Source organism: Kitasatospora sp. NPDC004799 (genome assembly GCF_040609095.1).
Taxonomy (GTDB): domain Bacteria; phylum Actinomycetota; class Actinomycetes; order Streptomycetales; family Streptomycetaceae; genus Kitasatospora.
Map to the genome: position 1 here is coordinate 34,306 of NZ_JBEXJK010000009.1, position 20,462 is coordinate 54,767.

General features: G+C 73.0%; 17 protein-coding genes and 1 tRNA gene. 5 read left to right on the plus strand and 13 right to left on the minus strand.

Annotation, left to right across the window (positions count from 1 at the left end; genetic code table 11):
* The first annotated feature begins 50 nt into the window (after positions 1–50).
* Complete coding sequence (locus ABZW03_RS02420) at positions 51–1,508, plus strand: serine/threonine-protein kinase (protein WP_355250914.1); 1,458 nt, start codon at positions 51–53, stop codon at positions 1,506–1,508.
* A gap of 15 nt (positions 1,509–1,523) precedes the next feature.
* Here ABZW03_RS02420 and ABZW03_RS02425 read toward each other — a convergent pair whose 3' ends face one another.
* The 3 genes from ABZW03_RS02425 to ABZW03_RS02435 all read right to left on the minus strand — a co-directional run bounded on the left by ABZW03_RS02425 (position 1,524) and on the right by ABZW03_RS02435 (position 4,820).
* Positions 1,524–3,521 (minus strand): N-6 DNA methylase, encoded by a 1,998-nt coding sequence (locus tag ABZW03_RS02425; RefSeq protein ID WP_355250917.1) that lies wholly within the window; start codon positions 3,519–3,521, stop codon positions 1,524–1,526.
* 175 nt (positions 3,522–3,696) lie between these two features.
* On the minus strand, positions 3,697–4,005 hold the full coding sequence (locus tag ABZW03_RS02430) for a hypothetical protein (RefSeq protein ID WP_355250920.1): 309 nt from the start codon (positions 4,003–4,005) through the stop codon (positions 3,697–3,699).
* The gene (locus ABZW03_RS02435; protein ID WP_355250923.1) at positions 4,002–4,820 is read right to left on the minus strand and encodes a Fic family protein; all 819 of its coding nucleotides are present in this window, start codon (positions 4,818–4,820) and stop codon (positions 4,002–4,004) included. The genes ABZW03_RS02430 and ABZW03_RS02435 overlap by 4 nt, the downstream gene beginning before the upstream one ends.
* 312 nt (positions 4,821–5,132) lie before the next feature.
* Here ABZW03_RS02435 and ABZW03_RS02440 point away from each other — a divergent pair, with 312 nt between their 5' ends.
* Positions 5,133–5,930 (plus strand): hypothetical protein, encoded by a 798-nt coding sequence (locus ABZW03_RS02440; RefSeq protein ID WP_355250926.1) that lies wholly within the window; start codon positions 5,133–5,135, stop codon positions 5,928–5,930.
* A 554-nt stretch (positions 5,931–6,484) separates the two neighbouring features.
* Here ABZW03_RS02440 and ABZW03_RS02445 read toward each other — a convergent pair.
* The 7 genes from ABZW03_RS02445 to ABZW03_RS02475 all read right to left on the minus strand — a co-directional run bounded on the left by ABZW03_RS02445 (position 6,485) and on the right by ABZW03_RS02475 (position 12,501).
* Positions 6,485–6,558, minus strand: a tRNA-Pro gene (locus ABZW03_RS02445).
* Between the two features lie 134 nt (positions 6,559–6,692).
* The gene (locus tag ABZW03_RS02450; protein WP_355250929.1) at positions 6,693–7,943 is read right to left on the minus strand and encodes an MFS transporter; all 1,251 of its coding nucleotides are present in this window, start codon (positions 7,941–7,943) and stop codon (positions 6,693–6,695) included.
* A 289-nt stretch (positions 7,944–8,232) separates the two neighbouring features.
* Positions 8,233–9,024, minus strand: a complete 792-nt coding sequence (locus ABZW03_RS02455) for a DUF1684 domain-containing protein (protein ID WP_355250932.1) — start codon at positions 9,022–9,024, stop codon at positions 8,233–8,235.
* Between the two features lie 203 nt (positions 9,025–9,227).
* Positions 9,228–10,097, minus strand: coding sequence for an acyl-CoA thioesterase II (locus ABZW03_RS02460; RefSeq protein ID WP_355250935.1), 870 nt, complete (start codon positions 10,095–10,097; stop codon positions 9,228–9,230).
* A 205-nt stretch (positions 10,098–10,302) separates the two neighbouring features.
* The gene (locus tag ABZW03_RS02465) at positions 10,303–10,989 is read right to left on the minus strand and encodes an alpha-ketoglutarate-dependent dioxygenase AlkB (RefSeq protein WP_355250968.1); all 687 of its coding nucleotides are present in this window, start codon (positions 10,987–10,989) and stop codon (positions 10,303–10,305) included.
* 38 nt (positions 10,990–11,027) lie between these two features.
* Positions 11,028–11,411 carry a transglycosylase family protein gene (locus ABZW03_RS02470; protein WP_355250938.1) on the minus strand — a complete coding sequence of 128 codons (384 nt, stop codon included), beginning with the start codon at positions 11,409–11,411 and terminating at the stop codon, positions 11,028–11,030.
* A gap of 298 nt (positions 11,412–11,709) precedes the next feature.
* A complete protein-coding gene (locus ABZW03_RS02475; protein WP_355250941.1) occupies positions 11,710–12,501 on the minus strand; it encodes a transglycosylase family protein in 792 nt (263 codons plus the stop codon).
* Between the two features lie 591 nt (positions 12,502–13,092).
* On the opposite strand from ABZW03_RS02475, the gene ABZW03_RS02480 reads away from it, so the two are divergent.
* Both ABZW03_RS02480 and ABZW03_RS02485 read left to right on the plus strand, forming a co-directional pair.
* On the plus strand, positions 13,093–13,947 hold the full coding sequence (locus tag ABZW03_RS02480; RefSeq protein WP_355250944.1) for a hypothetical protein: 855 nt from the start codon (positions 13,093–13,095) through the stop codon (positions 13,945–13,947).
* A 212-nt stretch (positions 13,948–14,159) separates the two neighbouring features.
* Entirely contained in the window at positions 14,160–15,119 is a 960-nt protein-coding gene (locus ABZW03_RS02485) for a hypothetical protein (RefSeq protein WP_355250971.1), read from the plus strand.
* 181 nt (positions 15,120–15,300) lie between these two features.
* On the opposite strand, the gene der is transcribed toward ABZW03_RS02485, so the two are convergent.
* The 3 genes from der to ABZW03_RS02500 all read right to left on the minus strand — a co-directional run bounded on the left by der (position 15,301) and on the right by ABZW03_RS02500 (position 18,999).
* Complete coding sequence (der, locus tag ABZW03_RS02490) at positions 15,301–16,755, minus strand: ribosome biogenesis GTPase Der (RefSeq protein WP_355250947.1); 1,455 nt, start codon at positions 16,753–16,755, stop codon at positions 15,301–15,303.
* Positions 16,756–16,925: 170 nt separating this feature from the next.
* On the minus strand, positions 16,926–17,639 hold the full coding sequence (cmk, locus tag ABZW03_RS02495) for a (d)CMP kinase (protein ID WP_355250950.1): 714 nt from the start codon (positions 17,637–17,639) through the stop codon (positions 16,926–16,928).
* A gap of 274 nt (positions 17,640–17,913) precedes the next feature.
* Positions 17,914–18,999: a prephenate dehydrogenase gene (locus ABZW03_RS02500; RefSeq protein ID WP_355250953.1), complete on the minus strand. Its 1,086-nt coding sequence runs from the start codon at positions 18,997–18,999 to the stop codon at positions 17,914–17,916.
* Between the two features lie 424 nt (positions 19,000–19,423).
* Here ABZW03_RS02500 and ABZW03_RS02505 point away from each other — a divergent pair.
* Positions 19,424–20,462 (plus strand): DUF4139 domain-containing protein (locus tag ABZW03_RS02505; protein ID WP_355250956.1); only part of this gene is annotated, 1,039 nt, incomplete at its 3' end.

A 20,462-nucleotide genomic window follows, 5' to 3' on the forward strand; every position in this document is an offset into this window, starting at 1 on the left:
AGAAGCTGGCAGACAGGTTCGTCCGGTGTGACGACGGGACGCGGGGCGGGATGGGGGTCGTCTACAAAGCGGACGATCTGAAGACCGGACAGCAGGTCGCGATCAAGTTCCTGCAGTTGCGGGACGACCGGACGGGCAGTGGGGTACGCCAACCCGCGCGCGAGGACCGCGGGCGGTTCTCACGGGAGTGCCGGCTACATCAGCAATTCGGTGGCCAAGGCGTCCCCCGCTTGGTGCACCAGCACCTCACAGGCCTGCGCTGGTACTTCGTCACCGAGTATGTCGACGGCCTCGACCTGCGCAAGTTCCTCGAACGCAATCGGCCCGGCCTACCGGCAGTGGCCTCGGTCATCGTGCCTCTCCTAGAGGTACTCGACCGCATCCACTCCGAGCACGTCATCCATCGCGACGTCAAACCCCCGAACATCCTTCTGGAACACGAGAGCGGCAGACTGTATCTGACCGACTTCGGCATCGCCCTCCCCCTCGCGCCGGAAGCCACCCGCTACACCAAGGACTACACCCCGGGAACATTCGGGTACATGGCTCCCGAACTCCATCGTGGCGAGCGCAACCCCACGGGGGCCGCCGACCTCTACGGCGTCGGCTGCATCGGCTTCCGCATGATCAGCGGCGAACCCGTCTTCACTGGCGACGACGTCGAGCTGATGCGCAGGCACCGCGAGGAACGCCCCCCACTGCTCAGTGCGCTCGTCCCGGGACTGTCGGTACCGATCGTCGAGATCACCGACGGGCTGCTGGCGAAGGATCCCCGGGACCGCCCCACCGTGTCCGAGGCGCTTGCCGTCTGGCGCGCCCACCTGCCCCTTCCCAGTGATCCGGCCCCGCAGCCGACGCTCTCCCCCGACCCGACCCTGCCCTACCGGCAGGACGACGGCGGATCAGTCACGGCGGAGCCGGCCGCGCGTACCGCCTCCGGACACCGACCGCGGGTGCAGCGGCCACCGGTCGGCGGGCTCACCCGGTCCGGGCTGCGCGCACTGCTCGTAGCCGCCGGCCACGAGGTCGCGAGCGGTGCACCCGATCACTTCGTGCACGAGTTGGGTCTGCTCCTGCCCAAGGCGGACCGTCGGTGGCCAGGCGACCTGATGGTCACCGACGCCCATCTCCTCGTCGCCCGCGCACACGTGGTACGAGGCGAGGAGGTGGCGGCACGGCAGGCCTACCGGTCCATCGAACACCGACTGGCCGACGGCCCACTCGACCGGGAGCACCGCGAGCGCCTGGCGAGCGCGCGATTCGGTGCGCTCTGTGCGGAGGTGGCAACCGGCGCGAGCGGTGCGACCCTGGCCCCGCGCTGGCTGGCGGAGGCCGAGACCCTGCTGGCCGTCACCGACGGGCAGCCGGGCCCGCCGTGTGCGGAGCTGTGCATGGAAGCAGGGCTCGACATCAGGGAGCTGCTTGAAGGGGAGCCGACCGACCCGGAGTCAGCGCGGCTCCGTCCGGAGGTCACCAACCTGCTGGACAGGTTGCCCGGCCAGAACTGACCGACCATACGGGAATCATCCCCCACTAAGCCCGCCCTGCCCCAGCAGGGCCGCCAGGACCGTCCCCACAGCCTCGCCCCTCTCACCGAGCCCGGCGAGCGCGGCCTGAAACCGGACGTACTGCCGGTACACCTCGCCGACCACCCGCTGCCGCTCGTACGGTGCCTGCAGAACGCGCAGCCGCCGCACGTCCACCCGGGACGTGGTGGACGCGTGGCTGGCCGCGCCCCGCCCATTCCCGGGAGCTCGCAGGCAGGCCGCGAGGAAGAACGGATCAAGCAGCTCCGGGTCGGGGCGCAGCGCGACCGTCTGTGCGGTGAGCAAGCGCGGACCCGCAGTCTCCACCCAGGCGTCGAAGTCGCCGGCGGCCGTGACCACCACGACGTCGCCGAACTCGGTCAGCTCTGCCTGTCCCGCGGCCTCCAGCTCCAGGGCCTGCGCGGTGGGAAGCCACGGTGACTCGTCCCGCTCCGACCGCCAGGCCGTGACGATGCGCAGCCCGTCCCGCGGAGCCGGCCCCTGCCGGAACTGCGCCTGCGCGGGCGTCCGCCCCGACACGACCCGCAGCGCGCCGGACCGTTCCCAGTCGGCCACCAGGCTGAAGTCCGCTCCGTCGGGGTCGGTGGCGACAGCACGGTACGTGCTCAGGACCCGGGCCGCGTCGGTCAGGTTCACCAGAGCGCCGTCCCAGTCCGCCCAAGCCCGGCGCAGTTCCCCCGGACCGACGGCTCGCCGCACCGTCGTGTGCCGCGACGGGGTCAGGTCCGTCTCGTCGTCCAACAGGTCCTCGGCAAGGACCTGCGCCGTGCCGAGCGGCTCCTCCCCCCGCAGCGCGGCGAGCGCCCGCTCTCGCAAGCCGTCCCAGTTGGTGACGGTGCCCCGCCCACTGGAGGAGGTCTCACGGCAGTCCGAGCCGTCGACGAACACCACGGGGCTGCCGGGCTGCCCGTCCTTCGTGAGCACCCACAGGTGCAGGCCGACCCCGTACGGCGGGGCACTTCCTACGGGCAGCGCAACCACCGCCCGTAGGACTCCGGCCCGCACCAGGCCGGCTCGGATGCGGCGCCCGGCCCGACGCGCCGACACCGCCGGCGGCAGCACCACGACGGCGACCCCGTCAGCCGCCAGCACGGACAAGCAGTGCTGGATCCAAGCAAGTTCGGGCTCCGCGAGCGGAGGCAGCCCGTACGTCCAACGGGGGTCGGACATCAGTTCATTGCGACCCCAGTCACGTTCATTGGAGGGCGGGTAGCACAACACCACATCGACGGGGAGCGGTGGTCGGACGGCACCACGGAGGACGTCGGCACACTGGGCGTCCGACTCGTTCCCGGGATACCCCAGCTTGAGCCGGACCCGGGCGAGCCGGGCCTGCGCGGGGTCCCTGTCCACGCCCACCAGCGTCGGAGCCGGCAGCTGCCTGGACCACTGGTCGGCGGCGGCCAGCAGGAAGGTCCCGAGCCCGCACGCCGGATCCAGGACGTCGCGCACCGGGGAGGCACCACGCACTCCGGCGGCGAGGACCGCAGCAGCTCGCGCCAGCGGTTCGGGAGTGGCGGGCACCTGGCGGACGTGGACACCGTGCCAGCGCTCCATCAGGTCTGAGAACGCCTCGACGGCAGACTGGCCGCGTACTGCTTCCAACAGCTCCGCCACGAGCGCTTGAGTCGTTCCGTCCGGCTCCGGAGCGGCGGCCGGTGGACGCAGCACGGGCTCCGTCAGGCGTTCACCGACCGCGGCCACCACGTGCGCCATGCCCTCCCGGTCGCCTAGGTCCTCAACCTTCGGCCACAGCCGGCTCAGATCCCGAGGGACATCCTCGATCTTCTTGTGGCGGAGCAGCCATGCTTCGACCTCACCCAGCACGAAGGCGGGACTGGCGTCGGTGCCACCTGCGGATTGCGGGAAGTCGGGATAGCGACGACGCCAGTTGCTCACCGCGGCCCGACCGACACCGGCGAGCCGAGCGATGCGGGCAAGGTTGAGCGTCACCGGGTCGTCGTGAGGGTCCATGCTTCCTCGTCCTGGGGGCAGGCGGGCTGGATTCCGAGGGCGAAGGTGCTGGACAGCACTCCTCCGAGGAAGTCCGTTGACTTAGTCAAATCTACCGCTGCCGAGCAGTCGACGCGAAGCGGCGGCGCGATGCCGAAGCCCGCTCGGCGCGTCCGCGCTGTTCTCCGGCTCGACCTTACGCGTAGGGGTCGCGCAGCGGCCGGGGCTCACGTACCCCACGGGTGATCTCCTCGGGCAGGTCTGCGCCAGCGGTGTAGTAACGGCCCTGGGCCTCGCCCTTGGCGGTGAGCCAGCCAGCGCGGACGAGTTCGCGGATGTCGCGTTGGGCCTGCTGCTCGCTGAGTTCGGCGTCGGCCTGGTAGGTGGCGCGGCGCAGGCGATTGCCCATCGCCGCGGGGTAGAGGGCGTACAGCATGCGGTCGGGCCAGCCGCGCTGCTCGACGGCTTTGTCGAGGGCGGTCCAGACCTCGCGGGTGGTGTTCACCTGGCGCTCGACGCTCTGGGCCTGTTGGTGGTGGGCGCGCAGGCAGAACCGGATCCAGGGCAGGATGTTTCGGTCAGGAGTCCAGACGGGGCCGCCGACCTCGGCGAGGATGTCGTAGTAGCGGTAGGTGTTGCGGGCCCGGCCGAGCCATTCCTCGATGCTGGAGAACTCCGGTGCCATGATCCCTTCACGGGCCAGGACCAGGGTGTGCAGGGCGCGCGGGACATCCGCCCGTTGCCGTCCGACCACGGGTGGATCGCCACCGGCTTCAGGTGCGCCATCGAGGCCCGCACCAGTCCCGGAGCGTTCAGGTCGCCCTCGTTCAGCCAATCAACCAGCTCGTCAGCCAGTACTGCCAACTGCTGGGCATCAGGGGCGGTATAAGCGGCGATGGTCGGGTCTTCGGCAGAGGTGACGTACACCGGCCCGGTACGCCACCAGCCGGGCCGTTTGATCAGGTGGTGGCCCTGCATCATGAAGTGCAACGCGTTGAGCAGGCCTTTGATGTAGGCGAAGTCGTCGCCCGCTTCGGCGAGGCGCTGGATGTAGGCCATCGCCTGCCGATAACCCTCGATCTCGGCCGTGACGGTCTCGTTAGCATCGATCGGCACCTCGCCGACCATGATGTCCTCGACGTCCGACACGCTCGCGGCGTAGCCCTCGATCGTGTTCGATCCTGCGATCGCCCGCGCCGTGAGGTTACGCCATAGCTGCCCTTCCCAGCGACGTGAAGTGCGCAGATGGAGACGCAGCCGGTCGCGCATCTCGTCGATCTCCGCGAGGACGGACTGGTCGATGTCCTGCAGCGACGGCACACCATAGAGCATGAAGCAGTGACGGCATCAAACAAGCAAACAGAATCGGCGCAACCGTGATCCATGAGTACTTCAATGCATCCCTGGGAATCAGCGCCCCGGATCTGTTCAGCGAGATCACCACCGCCGACCCTCCGGCTCCGCCGAGCGCCCTGCGCTCGCGATACCGTATTTCACCGCTCACCAACGCCGCCCTGGGCCAGCTTCCTGGCAGGGGCCGTCCACAATGGGCTCGACCCAACACTGGTCACCCAATGGCTGACCATCCTGGCCGACGCCACCGGCAGCCCTGTCCTCCCATCCCTGGCCTCCATGCCATTGGGCGGCTACGTCAACCTCCGCCTCCCGGTCATCCTGACCGGCCTGGAAACCACCACTCACGCTCCCTACCTGGCCGACTGGCGCCTGCGGATCGAGCCCGGGCTCGGGCGGCTCCCCCTCCGCCTGATCACCACCGCTCTCATCACTGCGGCAGTTTTCGGCTGGATCGCCGATGGCTGCAGCCGCTCCACGATCAAGAACACCCTCGCCATGCTCTCTCGCATCTTCGAGCAGGCCATCGTGGACGGCATCCTCGAACAAAACCCTGCCCACATCACCGGCTGGCAGCGCGAATACCAGCAAGTCGAAGACGAACTGCGGGATCCCCGCTCCCTCGCCCTGCGCGACTGGGACGCCCTCACCGAACTCGCCGATGCCCTGGTCGCGGCCTCTTACAACCGCTATCGCGGATGGGGTGATGTCGTTGTCCACAGTGCCTGCACGGCCACAAGGATCGGCGAGGTCTCCGGAGTCCGGGCCCGCGACGTCGATACCGACAAGTGGCTCCTGACCTGCCGCCGACAGACCACCCCCGCCCCCGGCGGCCTGGTCGACAAGCACACAAGGGTAGGGTCGCCCGCCTCATCCCGATCATCGAACCATTGCGCCCACTCATCATCAGGCGGCTCCAAGCAACGCGAGGCGACCCGGACGCCCGCCTCTACACCGGCCCGCGCGGCGGTCGCATCAGCACCGCCGTCCTACGCGACGCCACCCATTGGGACGACGTCACCCGAGATCTCGGCTACGAACACCTGCGCCGCCACGACCTTCGCCACACCGGCCTGACCTAGATAGCCGACGCCGGCATCCTTCCGCACATCCTCAAGGAAATCGCAGGCCACCGGCTCATCACCACCACCCAGCGCTGCTTCCACCCCGACGTGCTCCGGATCCTGGAAGCCGGCCAAGCCCTGCCCCGTCACCTCGAGAAGCTCCAACGCGACGGCCGATCACCCGCCACTGGTAACACGCCGTAACTGCCATCGCCTCGCAATGGCCGCTGACAAGCCGCTCTGATGCTGCCCGATTCACACCACGGCAAGCAGTAGGCGCCAGAAGGGCCTTAGAAGTGACCCGATATGAACCAGTTTGACCCACTTGACCAAAGGTCAAGTGCGCCACCACGCCTCGCTCCAGCAAAACGGCAGGAGAGCTCGCACTTCACCTTGAGATCGAAGAACAATCCACACACCAGCCACTGGAGCAACGGGTGGCGACACACCTGCGGCCAAACCTGGGGACCACATTGGAAACTGCCCGGGACCAGAAAACGGGCCCCAAAACCAGCAAGAGCGGGCACCTGGTTTCCCAAGTACCCGCTCTCACAACCGACATCACTGTCGGGACGACAGGATTTGAACCTGCGACCCCTTGACCCCCAGTCAAGTGCGCTACCAAGCTGCGCCACGTCCCGTGGTCTCGGCGCCTGCAGCGGGGCCTGGGGGGCTCTGCTGTGGGCTTCTCGACCTTATCTCCGGTTGTCCCGGCGACGTGGAAAACAATACAGCACGTCGGGGGGTGCTCGCTGCCAGGTTCGGGCGGGTGGGGTCAGGGGGTGGGGCGGCGGGCGTCGTAGGTGAGGAAGGCGGGGCGGCGGGCGGCGAGGAGGAGGACGGCGGCGACGCAGGCGAGGCCGCCGGTGATCACGGAGGTGGCCGGGTTGGTGAGGGCCGCGACGGTGCCGGACTCGAAGTCGCCGAGGCGGGGGCCGCCGGCCACGACGACGATGAAGATGCCCTGGAGCCGGCCGCGCATCTCGTCCGGGGCCGCGACCTGCATCATCGTGTTGCGGAAGATCATGCTGACGGTGTCGGCGCAGCCCGCGACCGCGAGCAGCAGCAGGCCGAGCCAGAGGTTGTGGAGGGCGCCGAAGGCCGCGATGGCCAGGCCCCAGGCTGCGACGGCGGCGAGCACGGCGAGGCCTTGGCGGTGCACGCGGCCGACCCAGCCGGAGAAGAGCGCGCCGATCAGGGCGCCGACGGCCGGGGCGGAGACCAGCAGGCCGACGGTGCCGGCGTCGCCGCCGTAGAAGGTGACCGCGATGGCCGGGAAGAGGGCGCGCGGCATGCCGAAGACCATGGCGGCCAGGTCGGCGAGGAAGCTGGTGCGCAGGTTGGGCTGCTCGCGCAGGAAGCGGAGGCCGTCGAGGACGGAGGCGCGGCCCTTGCGATCGCCGAGCGGCCGCATGGCGGGCAGGCGCCACATCGCGTAGAGGGTGCCGGTGAAGGCGACGGTGTCGATCAGGTAGGCGGCCTGGGCGCCGTACGCGCCGATGAGGACGCCGCCGAGCATCGGGCCGACGGTGAGGCCGAGGTTCATGCTGACGGTGTTCAGCGCGTTCGCCGCCGGGAGCTGGTGGCTGGGCACCAGGCGGGGGATCATCGCCGAGCGGGCGGGCGAGCTGATCGCGAAGAAGCCGGCCTGGACGGCGACGGCGGCGTACAGGACGGCGACCAGGCCGAGGCCAGCCAGTGCCTGCGCGGCCAGGACGGCGGAGACGGCGGCCAGACCGGCCGAGCCGATCAGGCCCAGTCGGCGCCGGTCGACGGTGTCGGCGATCGCGCCGCCGTAGAGGCCGAAGGCGACCAGCGGGACGAGCGAGAAGATGCCGACCAGGCCGGTCGCGAAGGCGGAGCCGGTCAGATCGTAGACCTGGACGGAGACGGCGACGGCCGTCATCTGCTGGCCTATGGAGGAGACGGCCTGCCCGGCCCAGACCCGGCGGTAGTCGGGGTGGTCGCGCAGCGGGCTGAGGTCGGCGAACGCCCGCCGGTACCAGGGTGAGCCGGCCCCCGGCACCTCCCCTGGCCCGGGATCGGGTTCGGGTTCAGGGGAGGAGGAGGCGGAGGGAGACGACGGGACGGAGGCGGAGGGAGACGAGGGGACGGCGGCGGCCGGGGAGGGCGTGGAGGAACCGGCGGGCGTGGAATGTTGATCGTTCGACATAGTCCCCCATGCTCCGCTCCGCCCCCGCGCAGCCCCGCACCGGGGCCCGGCACCGGCGGAACCCCCGGCCCGCCCGGTCCCGCCAGGGGCCCGCCCGCAGACCACCCGCAAGACCACCCGCAGACCCCCCGCCCACGGCCCCCTACCGGCTCAGCACCTGCTTCTCCCCCGCCTCCACCGCGAAGTCCAGCCGGTTGCCCGGCGGCGGGAACGGGCAGATGAAGTGGTCCGAGAAGGCGCACGGCGGCAGGTAGGCCCGGTTGAGGTCGAGGACGGTGCGGCCCTCGGCGTCCGGCTCCGGCAGGGTGATGAAGCGGAAGCGGTAGGTGTCGATGCCGCTGGTGGCGTCCGCGATCACGCCGCTGAGCCGCCGCCCCGAGCGGCTGACCGTCAGGGTGCGGTGCTCGCCCGCCACGGTGAAGGCGATCTGCCCGGATACGGCCAGCGGGCGCTCCCGGCCGTCGGCGTTCGGGACCACGACCGACCGCGCGTCGCCGTCCTCGAACGGGGTGAAGACGGCGGAGACCGCCCACTCGGGCGCGTACGGGTAGGCGGAGATGCCCGCGAACGCCGCCCGGCGGGGCGCGGCCGGGTCGAAGACCCGCAGGGCCGGCTCGCCCTCGCGCTCGATCGGGACGAGCAGCAGGGCGCCCAGGGTGGCGGTGTCGGCGGCCGGGTCGGTGTCCGGGCGGAGCAGCACCTCGCCCTCCACGGGGGCTCCGGCGCCGTGGACCGTGATGCCGTCGGACGCCGCCGCGCGGACCCGGACGCCCTCGGCGTCGGCCCACCAGCGCCCGGGCAGGCCGGGGATCTCGGCGGGCTCGGGCTCCAGCCAGTGCGTGCCGGTGAGTGCGAGCTGGCCGTGCGGCGCGCTCACCGTCGCCGCCCGGCCGTCGCTCCAGTGCTTCCAGTCCTCCGCGGCCGTCGCCGTCATCGGGTCACCCTCCCGGTCGGTCCGCGGACGGCCCGTCGTTCGGGCCGTCCGTCTCGCTCATCCACAACACCGTCCGCACGGACGGATCATTCCGGCCGGGCCGGAGCCGCCGAAACCGCAACACGGCGGCAACGCACCGACACGGGCAGCAGGCAGGGCACACGAGGGCGCAACACGGCGCACGAGCCCGGCCACCCGGCCACCTACCCGTCGCCGCGCTTCAGCGGCCGGAACAGCCCCTCCTGCACCACGGACACCACCAGTCGGCCGTGCCGGTCGAAGATCTGCCCGCGCGCCAGGCCGCGCGCGCCGTGGGCGATCGGGGACTCCTGCTGGTACAGCAGCCAGTCGTCCGTCCGGAACGGCTGGTGGAACCACATCGCGTGGTCGAGCGAGGCCATGTCGAAGCTCCGCTCGCCCCACAGCGGCTCGACCGGGGCGCGGACGGCGTCCAGCAGCGTCATGTCGCTGGCGTAGGTGAGGGCGCAGACGTGGATCAGCGGGTCGTCCGGCAGCGGGCCGTTGGTGCGCAGCCAGACGCCGCTGCGCGCCTCGACGCCCTCCAGCTCCTCCTTCGTCCAGCGCAGCCGGTCGACGTAGCGGACGTCGAAGGGCTGGCGGCGGCTGATGAACGGGGGCAGCTCGCCGAGCCGGGAGCCGACCTCGTCCAGGGCGCTGGGCAGGTCCTCGGGGGCGGCGACGGACGGCATCGGGTACTGGTGCTCGATGCCGCCCGCCTCGGGTCTGTGGAAGTCCGCGGTGAGCGCGAAGATCGACCGCCCGCCCTGGATGCCGAGCACCCGCCGGGTGGTGAAGGAGCGGCCGTCGCGGATCCGGTCGACCTGGTAGACGATCGGCACGCCGGGGACCCCGGGGCGCAGGAAGTAGGCGTGCAGCGAGTGGACCGGGCGCTCGTCGTCCACCGTGCGCCCCGCCGCGACCAGCGCCTGCCCGGCGACCTGGCCGCCGAACGTCCGTTGCAGCGCCTCCTCGGGGCTGCGCCCACGAAAGATGTTGAGTTCGATCTGCTCAAGGTCGAGCAGATCGACAAGGTCGTCGACGGGGGTTCCCATGCGCACGCTTCCTCTCGGACTCCGAACGAATTCTCCAGCTCACTCGAATTCTCCGGCGACCCGGGTCATTCCCGCGCAGCGGTCCGGAGCACCCAGTTCACTCGAACGAGTAGACGAGTCGACGAACAGGTGACGGACCGCAAGGCAAGGCACGGCACGGCACGGCAAGGCAAGGCCCGCGGGCGACGGGACCCCACCCCACCGACTACCCCAGCCCCGACTCCCGCACCGTGATGTTGAGCCGCCCGACCAGCCCCAGCGCCGGATCGGCCGTCCCCGGCAGCGTCCGCACCACCCCGTGGTACGCGAACCGGGCCGGACCGCCGAACACCAGCAGGTCCCCGCCGCGCAGCTCCAGGTCGGTCCACGGGCGGGTCCTGGTCTCGGTGTTCCCGAGCCGGAAGACGCAGGTGTCGCCCAGCGAGAGCGAGACCACCGGCGCGTCCGCCCGCTCGTCGCGGTCCTGGTGGAGGCCCATCCTCGCGCCGTGCGCGTAGTGGTTGACGATCGCGATGTCCGGCCCGTACGAGGCCGCGCCCGCGACCTCCCCCACGGCGGATCCGTACGCCTCGGCGACGGCCCTGCGCGCCAGGTCCCCGAGCAGGGGCGGGAACGGCTTGACGGGCGCGCCGTCCTCGGCGACCCGCCGGTACCCGTACGGGTACCAGTGCAGGCCGAGGCTCACCGTCCGGACGGACATCATCCCGCCGGTGGGCATCCGCACGGTGTGCAGGCCGGCCGGCGGGCGGGCCCACTCCCGGCAGGCGGCGACCAGCCGACGCTGCGCGTCGAGGTCCAGCCAGCCGGGGAGCAGGACGGCACCGGGGGCCGGCTCGGAGCGCTCGCGCCCGCCTGCGGACCCGCCCCGGGGCTCGCCCGGGTCGCTGAACAGCTCGCCCTGGATCACCCCACCATCCTCCCGCACCGCGGCTACCCGGGCCCCGGCCCGCCGGCGGCGGGCGCACCCCCGAGCAGCCCCAGCTCCCGGGCGCAGGACGGCCAGGCCTCCCACCCCTGGCGGCGGACGATCTCCTCGCCGACCGTCGTCTGCTCCCGCCGGCTCGCGTGGTCCGGCCGGTCGGCGAAGCGCGGACCGCCGAGCTCCGCCCAGGTGGACGTCCGGATCTGCAGGCCGCCGTAGAGGCCGTTGCCGGTGTCCGCCCGCCAGTCGCCGCCGCTCTCGCAGTCGGCGAGCGCGTCCCAGACCAGGTCGGCGACCGGGACGGCCGCCCCGGCCCGTACCCCGCCCGACGGGAGAGCCAGCAGCACCGCCACGGCGGCGGCCACGCCCACCACGAACCGACCTCGGCCCATACGTTCATCACAGGAATGTGGCACGGCAGCCGACCCTAGACGCGCCACGCTCCCACCGCCCGGGCACTCGGCCGAACGCCGCGAAACGCCGACGGCCGCTCCCCCGACCGGCGGAGTGACCCGCGCGGCGGAGAAGCGGCCGTGGAAGCCGAGCACATCGGTACGTCGGAACGCGGACATCCCGACACAGCAGACACATCGGAACGTCGACACATCAGCACATCCGTACGTCGGTGCCGTCCGGCACCCGGACGGTGCGGCCACGCACGAGTCCTCAGGTGCCCGAGCCGGGGAGACCTCAGATGCTGAGGGTCTGGCCCGGGAAGATCAGGTCGGGGTTGCCACCGACGACCTTGGCGTTGTTCTGGTACAGGTCGTGCCAGTCCAGGCCCTGCGCGGCGGCGATGGAGCTCAGGGTGTCACCGGCCTTGACGGTGTAGCTGCCCTTGGCGGCCGGCTTGGCGTCGTTCGAGCGGTTCCAGGACTTGGCGCCCTGGTCGGCCTTCGGCGCGGACTTCTGGGCCTCGGCCTTGGGGGCGGCGGCGGCCTTCGGCGCGGCCTGGGCCTTGGGCGCGGCCTTCGGGGCCTCGGCCGGCTTGGCGGCGGGCTTCGCGGCCGGAGCAGCCGGAGCGGCGGGGGCGGCCGGCTTGGCGGCGGTCGAGCCCGCCGAGGTGTCGACGGCGGCCGGGGCGCCGCCCTTGGTCAGACCGGCCTTGACGGAGCACACGGGCCAGGCGCCCGGGCCCTGCGAGGCGAGGACCTTCTCAGCGACGGCGATCTGCTGCGCCTTGGTGGCCAGGTTGGCCTGCGAGGCGTAGGCGGTGCCACCGAAGGCGGCCCAGGTGCTGGAGGTGAACTGCAGACCGCCGTAGAAACCGTTGCCGGTGTTGATGGCCCAGTTGCCACCGCTCTCGCACTGGGCGACGGCGTCCCAGGTCGCGACGGAGGCGGCGGAGGCCGAGGTGGCCGTGACGAGGCCGGCCACCGGCAGGGCCGCGACAGCGGCGCCCGCCACGACGGCCATCCGAACGCGGTTGCGCTTGGTGGCGGCGGAGGTGGTGGCAGCGGCGGTCTCGTTACGGAAGGTCATGGGGTTCCTCTCGACAGCCCCGGGCGGGCATGCGGAACCAAGGCCCTGGGAAGGGCCGCGATCGCTTGCCGCGTCCGTCGGACGGCCGTGCACGTGTCGGACGTGCCGCTGCCGCCCCGGCCACCCAGCCGCTCACCGACGATCTGTTCGAGCGATCGTGTCGGCGGGCACCTGCCGCGCCCGGCGGACCGGGGGGCTGTGCGTCGGGGGTGAACCCGGGTGGCGCTCGTTGCGCCGCCCAAGAAGCTACGAGCCGGGCGACGGGGATTTCAAAACTTCAACGGTCTGCCCAGCTCAGCCAAGGGTTACCGGTGGTAACAACCGACCAATCCTGCCCGAAATGCCCGAATTAACCGTTGATTCCTAGATCAAACATCCGGGTCGCGTGACTCACCTCACCGTTTGATTCCGGCAGTCCCGGCACCGACATCGACAGATTGCGACCACGAGAACACGCCGCGCGGTCGGATCCGGGGCAATTCCCGTCAGCCTCGTCGGCCACCCGTGACGCCTGACACAAGGGCCCGTTGGGCATGGCGACCTCTCCGTGTCAGCCCCGAAGCCCCATCCGCACCCATCCGAGGAGACCCTGTGCCGCGCATGCTCGACGTCAGCGACGAGGTCCGGTCCGAGATCGGCGACGACGAGGCCGACCGCCTGCTAGTCGGCGACCGCGCCCCCGACAGCTACGAGTGCACCTCCTGCCGGACCCCCGGCGACACCCACGTGGAGCCCACCAGCACCGTGCTGTTCGTCGGTGACGAGACCGCCGTCCTCGCCTTCGCGCACGCCCGCTGCATCCCCTCCCAGGTCGTACCGGTCTCCGAGGAGCAGTTGGTCGGCGCCGTCCGCAGCATCAACCAGTCCCAGCCCGGCGGCCCGGACCTCGCCGTCCCCGCCGTCGTGCCGAACGCGCCCGCCCCGGCGCCGGCCGCGCCCGTCGGCCCCGCCCAGACCCAGCCGAGCGCCCCCGGCCAGGCCGCCATCCTCGGCATCACCTGCGGGCTGGTGCTGCACGGCAAGGTCGGGCACGCCTCGCTGGTGGTCGAGCCGACCGGTCCGGTCGGCCGGCCCGGCAGCACCTCGGGCGAGGACGAGTTCCTCGACCTGCTCCAGGACGCCGGCTTCCAGCCCGTCACCGACCTGGACGAGACCCCGGACCAGCTGCCCGGCTGGTCGGTCCTGGTCGCGATGGGCAAGCTGCACGCGATCCTCCAGCCCGCCGCGGCGGGCGGCAGCACCGGCTGGTGGCAGGCGCACCAGCCGCTCCAGGTCACCGACGCCTGGCGGATGGCCGCGAGCCAGCTCTCCGAGGTGACGATGTACGCCGTCCCGGCCGGCCTGGTCGGCCGCCAGCCCCGCGAGGACCTGCTGCGGCAGGCGCTGGAGCGGGCAGTGGCGCTGGGCCAGGTGGTCGCCGCCTCCCTCCCGCTCGCCGGCACCTGATCCGGCTCCCCGCGCCGACCCGCCGGAAGGCGGCCTCCCCGTGGCCGCCTTCCGGCGGGCGCGCGTCCACCGCGCCCTGAAGCCCCACCGCCGCCAGCACCCCCGCGCCGCCCCGTCACCCTCGCCGCCGCCCCGGCACCCCCGGCAGACCCGCCGCCGCTCCGCCGTCCCCGCCATCTCCGTCACCCCCGCACGCCCGTCGCACCCCCGGCGTGACCACCCTCCGCCCGGCGCGTCCGCCCTTCCCGCACTCCGGCGCGTGGACGCACCCGCGCCACCACGCCCCGCATCCCCCGCCCCTCTCGCTCGTTGGCCCCTACGTGTACAGCTACGACGTCTCCGCGTCCCCCGGCCGGTCCGCCACCGCCTCGCGCTCGATCCCGGGCATGCGCCCGTCGTACGACGCCGAGCACCCGCACTCCGCCACGCCGATCTACGACGAGCTGTACTCCGAGTACCGGCGCCTCTTCCGTGCCCTGCCCGGCGACCGCTCGGGCGAGGAGGACCTGAAGTTCACCGGCTTCGCGGTCCGCGACGGCTACCCGCTGCCCGGCGAGCAGCGCCCGTACCCGCCCCAGCAGCAGGCCTTCCACACCCTCGCGGGCCAGGTGCCGGGCCTCCCCCAGTTCATGCCGAGCCACCAGCACCACGGCTCCGGCGCGGGCCTCGCCGGCGGCCAACAGCCCGGCCATGCCGGGGCCGTTCATACCGGCGGTGGTCATACCGGTGCCCAACAGCACGCCCACGCCATCGGCCACGCCGGCACCCACGTCACCCCCCACGCCGGCAGCCACGCCACCGGCAGCCACAGCACCGGAAACCACAGCACCAGCAGCCACAGCACCGGCGCCCACGCCGTCGGCCACCACCACGGCCGCCCCGAGCCCACCGCCCCCACCGGCGACGGCCCCGGCCACGCCACCGCACCCCCCGCCCAGGACCAACCCGCCGTCCCCGCAGCCCAGTTCACCAACGGCCAGGGCTGGGTCGCGGCCGGCTACCTGGGCGCGGCCCCGCCCCCGGTGCCGGTCCCCGCACCCGCACCCCCGGCGCCACCCGCGCCCGCCCCGGTGATGGGTACGGTCGCCGGCCTCGCCCCCACCCGCGCCTCCGGCGGCCGCCACCGCCAGATGCTCTCCCTACCCCCGGGCCCCGCCGTCGAACTCCGCTGACGGTCCGGCCCGCGCCGCGACCAGCAGACCCGGCCCGCCCCCGCCAAGCCCCGGCCGAGCCGAGCCAGGCCGCCCACACCCCCGAACATGCCGGAGGGCCCCGCCACCACCGTGGCGAGGCCCTCCGGCCGTCGGTCGCGGCGGACCGGCCGTTCCCGTCCGGCCGCCGCTACCGCTCCTGCTACTTCTTCTTGCGCTTCTCCCGGACCCGCACCGAGATCGAGATCGGCGTCCCCACGAACCCGAACTCCTCCCGCAGCCGGCGCTCGATGAAGCGCCGGTAGCCGGCCTCCAGGAAGCCCGAGGCGAACAGCACGAAGCGCGGCGGACGGACGCCCGCCTGGGTGCCGAACAGGATGCGCGGCTGCTTGCCGCCGCGGATCGGGTGCGGGTGGGCGGCGACCAGCTCGCCCAGGAAGGCGTTCAGGCGCGCGGTCGGGATGCGGGTCTCCCAGCCCTCCAGCGCGGTCTCGATCGCCGGGACGAGCTTCTCCATGTGCCGGCCGGTCTTGGCCGACACGTTGACCCGCGGGGCCCACTGCACCTGGACGAGGTCGCGCTCGATCTCGCGCTCCAGGTAGTAGCGGCGCTCCTCGTCGAGCTGGTCCCACTTGTTGTACGCGACGACGACGGCGCGCCCGGCCTCGACGGCCATCGAGATGATCCGGGTGTCCTGCTCGGCGAGGGTCTCGCTGGCGTCGATCAGGACGACCGCGACCTCGGCCTTCTCCAGCGCGGCGGCGGTGCGCAGCGAGGCGTAGAAGTCGGCGCCGGCGGTCAGGTGGACCCGGCGGCGGATGCCGGCGGTGTCCACGAACTTCCAGGTCTTGCCGCCGAGCTCGATCATCTCGTCGACCGGGTCACGGGTGGTGCCGGCCAGCTCGTTGACGACCACGCGCTCCTCGCCCGCGACCTTGTTCAGCAGGCTGGACTTGCCGACGTTGGGCCGGCCGATCAGCGCGATGCGGCGCGGGCCGCCGGGGGCCGCGTCGCCGAAGGTCTGCGGCGGGGCCTCGGGCAGCGCGTCCATGACGGCGTCCAGCAGGTCGCCCGAGCCGCGGCCGTGCAGGGCGGAGACCGGGTACGGCTCGCCCAGGCCGAGCGACCACAGGTAGGCGGCCTCGGCCTCGGTGGAGGGGCCGTCGACCTTGTTGGCGCACAGGACGGTCGGCTTGCCCGCCCGGCGGATGAGCTTGATCAGGGCCTCGTCGGTGTCGGTGGCGCCGACGGTGGCGTCCACGACGAACAGCACCGCGTCGGCCTGCTCGATGCCCAGCTCGGCCTGGGCGGCGACCATGGCGTCGATGCCGAGGACGTCGATCTCCCAGCCGCCGGTGTCGACCACCTTGAAGCGGCGGCCGTTCCAGCTGGCCTCGTAGGTGACCCGGTCGCGGGTGACGCCCGGCTTGTCCTCGACGACGGCCTCGCGGCGGCCGATGATGCGGTTCACCAGGGTCGACTTGCCGACGTTCGGGCGGCCGACGACGGCCAGCACCGGCAGTCGGACGGGCTCGGCGCCGTCCACGGCGTCGAAGCCGTCGAGGTCGAAGCCCTCCTCGGCGGCGAGCGCCATGAACTCGGCGTAGTCGGCGGCGTCCAGCTCACCGGGGCCGGTGGCGGCGTGCTCTGCGGTCATGTTCGTCTGTTCCGTTTCCCGGCCCGGCCCTTCCCAGGGGCGTGCCGTGCGTACCCGCCCCGCTCGGGGCAGCGCGATGGTTGTCTCCGCGGCACCTCGACGGCCCGCGGTTCACTCGTCGGCCGGCCCGAGGGGTTCGGGCCGGTCCTGGTCGGACCGACGGCAGCCGGTCAGACCGCGGACAGTCCGGCCCGCTCCTCCACCAGTCCGGCGATCCGGTCGATCACCTGCTCCAGGGTGAGGTCGCTGGTGTCCACCAGGACCGCGTCCGCGGCCTGGGTCAGCGGGGCCGTCTTCCGGGAGGAGTCGGCGGCGTCGCGGCGGGCGAGGTCGGCGGCCATCGCGGTAATGGTCGCCTCGTCCACGCCCTTGGCGCGCAGCTCGGCCGCCCGGCGCGCGGCCCTGGCCTCCTCGGAGGCGGTCAGGAAGACCTTGACGGTGGCGTCCGGGAACACCACGGTCCCCATGTCCCGGCCCTCGGCGACGATGCCGCGCTCGGCGACCTCGGCGCAGCCGCGCTGGAGCTCGACCAGCCGGGACCGCACGGCCGGCACCGCGGACACGGCGCTGACCTTGGCGGTGACCTCGGGGCCGCGGATCGGGCCGGACACGTCCTGGCCGTCCACCGTGATGGTGGGGCCGTCGGCGTCGGTGCCGGAGACGATCACCGGCTTGCCGCACGCGACGGCCACCGCCTCCGCGTCCTCGACGTCGACCTCGTTGGCCAGCATCCACCAGGTCATCGCCCGGTACATGGCGCCGGTGTCCAGGAAGCTCAGGCCCAGCCGGGCCGCGACGGCGCGCGAGACGGTCGACTTGCCGGAGCCGGAGGGTCCGTCGATGGCGACGACGACCGGGGCGTGCGCTCGGTCGGCAGTGTCCACGGGGCGAACCTCTCTCTGAGCATGGGAGCCGGGGCCTGGGCAGGCGGGCGGCCGGGGACTGTCTCCCTCAAGGTTAATGGACCGCCGCCGCAACACTCTCCGCCGCCGTCCGGGCTGACGGCCTCCCCCGATCGATCGTCCCCGACCGATCGGCCCCGGCCAGCCCCCGCCCTCGCCCCGACCGATCGGCCCCGACCGGCCGACCCGGGCCCCGACCGACCGACCGACCCCCCGCCCCGGGCCCCGACCCGGGCCCCGACCCCCGCCCCGGACCTCAGTCCCGGACGCTCCAGCCGCTCGCCCGCAGCGCCTTGGTCAGCCGCTTCACCGCCGTCGGCGCCACCGACAGCTGGACGAAGCCGACCTGCTGCCCGGTCGAGTGCTCGATGTCGACGTCCTCGATGTTGACCCCGGCCTCGCCGACCTCCCCGAACAGCCGGCCCAGCTCGCCCGGCTGGTCGCCCAGCACGACCGCCACGGTCTCGTACCGGGTGGGCGGCGCGCCGTGCTTGCCGGGGATGCGGGCCTGGCCGGTGTTGCCGCGCCGCATGACCGCCTCGATGCCGGCCGCGCCCGCCTGGCGCTCGGTCTCCTCGGCGGCCTCCATCGCGCGCAGCGCGGTGACCGTCTCGCCGAGGTCGCGGGCCACGCCCTCCAGGACGTCGGCGACCGCGCCCGCGTTGGCGGAGAGGATGTCGACCCACATGCCGGGGTTGGAGGCGGCGATCCTGGTGACGTCGCGCACACCCTGGCCGGAGAGCCTTATGGCGGTCTCGTCGGCGTTCTCCAGCCGGGCCGCGACCAGCGAGGAGACCAGCTGCGGGGCGTGCGAGACCAGGGCGACGGCCCGGTCGTGCTCGGCGGCGTCCATCACGATCGGCACCGCGCCGCAGAGCGCGACCAGTTCCAGCGCGGCGTTGAGCGTCTCGGTGTCGGTGTCCGCGGTCGGGGTGAGCACCCAGGGGCGGCCCTCGAAGATGTCGGCGCGGGCGGCCAGCGGGCCGGAGCGCTCGCGGCCGGCCATCGGGTGACTACCGATGTAGTGGACGGTGTCGCAGCCGAGCTCGGCGATCTCGCTGCCCGGGCCGGCCTTCACACTGGCGACGTCGGTGTACCAGTGCGCCAGGTTGCGGCGCTGGCAGTCGGCCAGCACCCGGCCGACCAGCGCGGGCGGCACGGCGATGATCGCCAGGTCCACCGGGCCGTCGACCGGGTCGGTGATGCCGGCGCCGAGCGACTCGGCGGTGCGGGCCGCGTCCGGGTCGGCGTCCTCCAGATGGACCGTCAGCCCGCGGGCGGTCAGCGCGAGCGCGGCGGAGGTGCCGATCAGTCCGGTGCCGACGACGACGGCAGTGCGCATGGCGGGTCGCTCTCCTCACGATTCTCGACAGGTGCCGGGACCGTCCGGGAGCACCCGCGCCCCATCCTCCCTCATCCACCCCGCCGAAGTCCCCACCCGCTGCCCGGCAACCGGGACGGCGGCCCCGGCAGTTTGCGCTGCCGGCAACCGTCACGGGCCCGCCCCCGTCCCACACCGTGCACGCGCCGCCGCCGGAGATCCCGATCCGGAAATCCCACGACGCCCACCCCGGAGCCGGGCAGACTGGCCGCCCGAGGGGGAACCGGGGAGAACGGAGAAGGGAAGGCGCGGGCAGCACCGAGGAGGGCAGGACGCGCGGGCCGCCCGGAAGCCCGCGCGGCAGCACGAGCCGTACGACGAACGGCAGCACGAGCCGCACCACGAGCGCCGGGCGGCAGGCGAAACGCGAACGAAGGGGTTGCGCATGGACGATCAGCACAGCGGCCGGAGCGGGCAGTCGAAACCGCCCGCCGCACCGGCCCACCCGTCGGTCCTGGACTCCGTCGTGGTGTACGCCGAGGGCGCGGTGTGCCGCCGACGGGCCACCGTGCCGGTCCCGCCGGACGGACGGCTGCGGCTGACCGGCCTGCCCACCGCCCTGGACGGCCACTCGCTGCGCGCCCGGGTGCTCTCCGGACCGCCCGGCGCCGCCGTCACCGAGGCCCGCCTCGAACTGCTCGCCGAACTCCGCGATCCGGACGAACTCCCGGCCCTGCAGCAGGCGTTGGACGAGGCCAACGAGCACCGCAGCGCGCTCGCCGAGCGCCTGCGGCTGGTCCACGCCACGATCGCCGAGACCGCCGCGCTGCGCGCCGTCCCGCCGCAGCGCCGCCGCGACGAGCCGCTGCGCCGTACGCCCGCCGACGCCTGGCTGGAGCTCGCCGACTTCGTCGACGAGCGGCTGGCCCGGCTCCAGCGGCACGCCGAGGAGCTCACCCAGGAGCTCGAACTCGCCGACCACGAGCGCGATCTGGCCGCCGACCGGCTGGAGCGGGCGTCCACCGCCGACCGGGCCGAGCCGGTCGGGACCAGCACCACCGTCCTGCTCACCCTCACCGCCACGAACCCGACGGACCCGACGGACCCCACGAACCCGACGGACCCCCAGGACACCGCAGACCCCACGGACACCGCAGACCCCGCCGACGTGGACCTGGAGCTGGAACTGGAGTACGGCGTCCCGGCCGCCCGCTGGGTGCCCGCCTACCGGCTGTCCTACCGGACCGGCGCCGACACCGCCCACCTGGTGCTGCGCGCCGCCGTCGCCCAGCGCACCGGCGAGGACTGGACGGGCGTGCGCCTCGCCCTGTCCACCGCCGACCTGGACCGCCGCACCGACCTGCCCCGGCTCGCCTCCCTGCGGATCGGCCGCAGCCAGCCCGCCCCGCCGCCCTCCGGCTGGCGCGAGCCCCCGGCCGGCCTGACCGACCTCTTCACCGGCTACGACGCGGCCGGCGCCGACC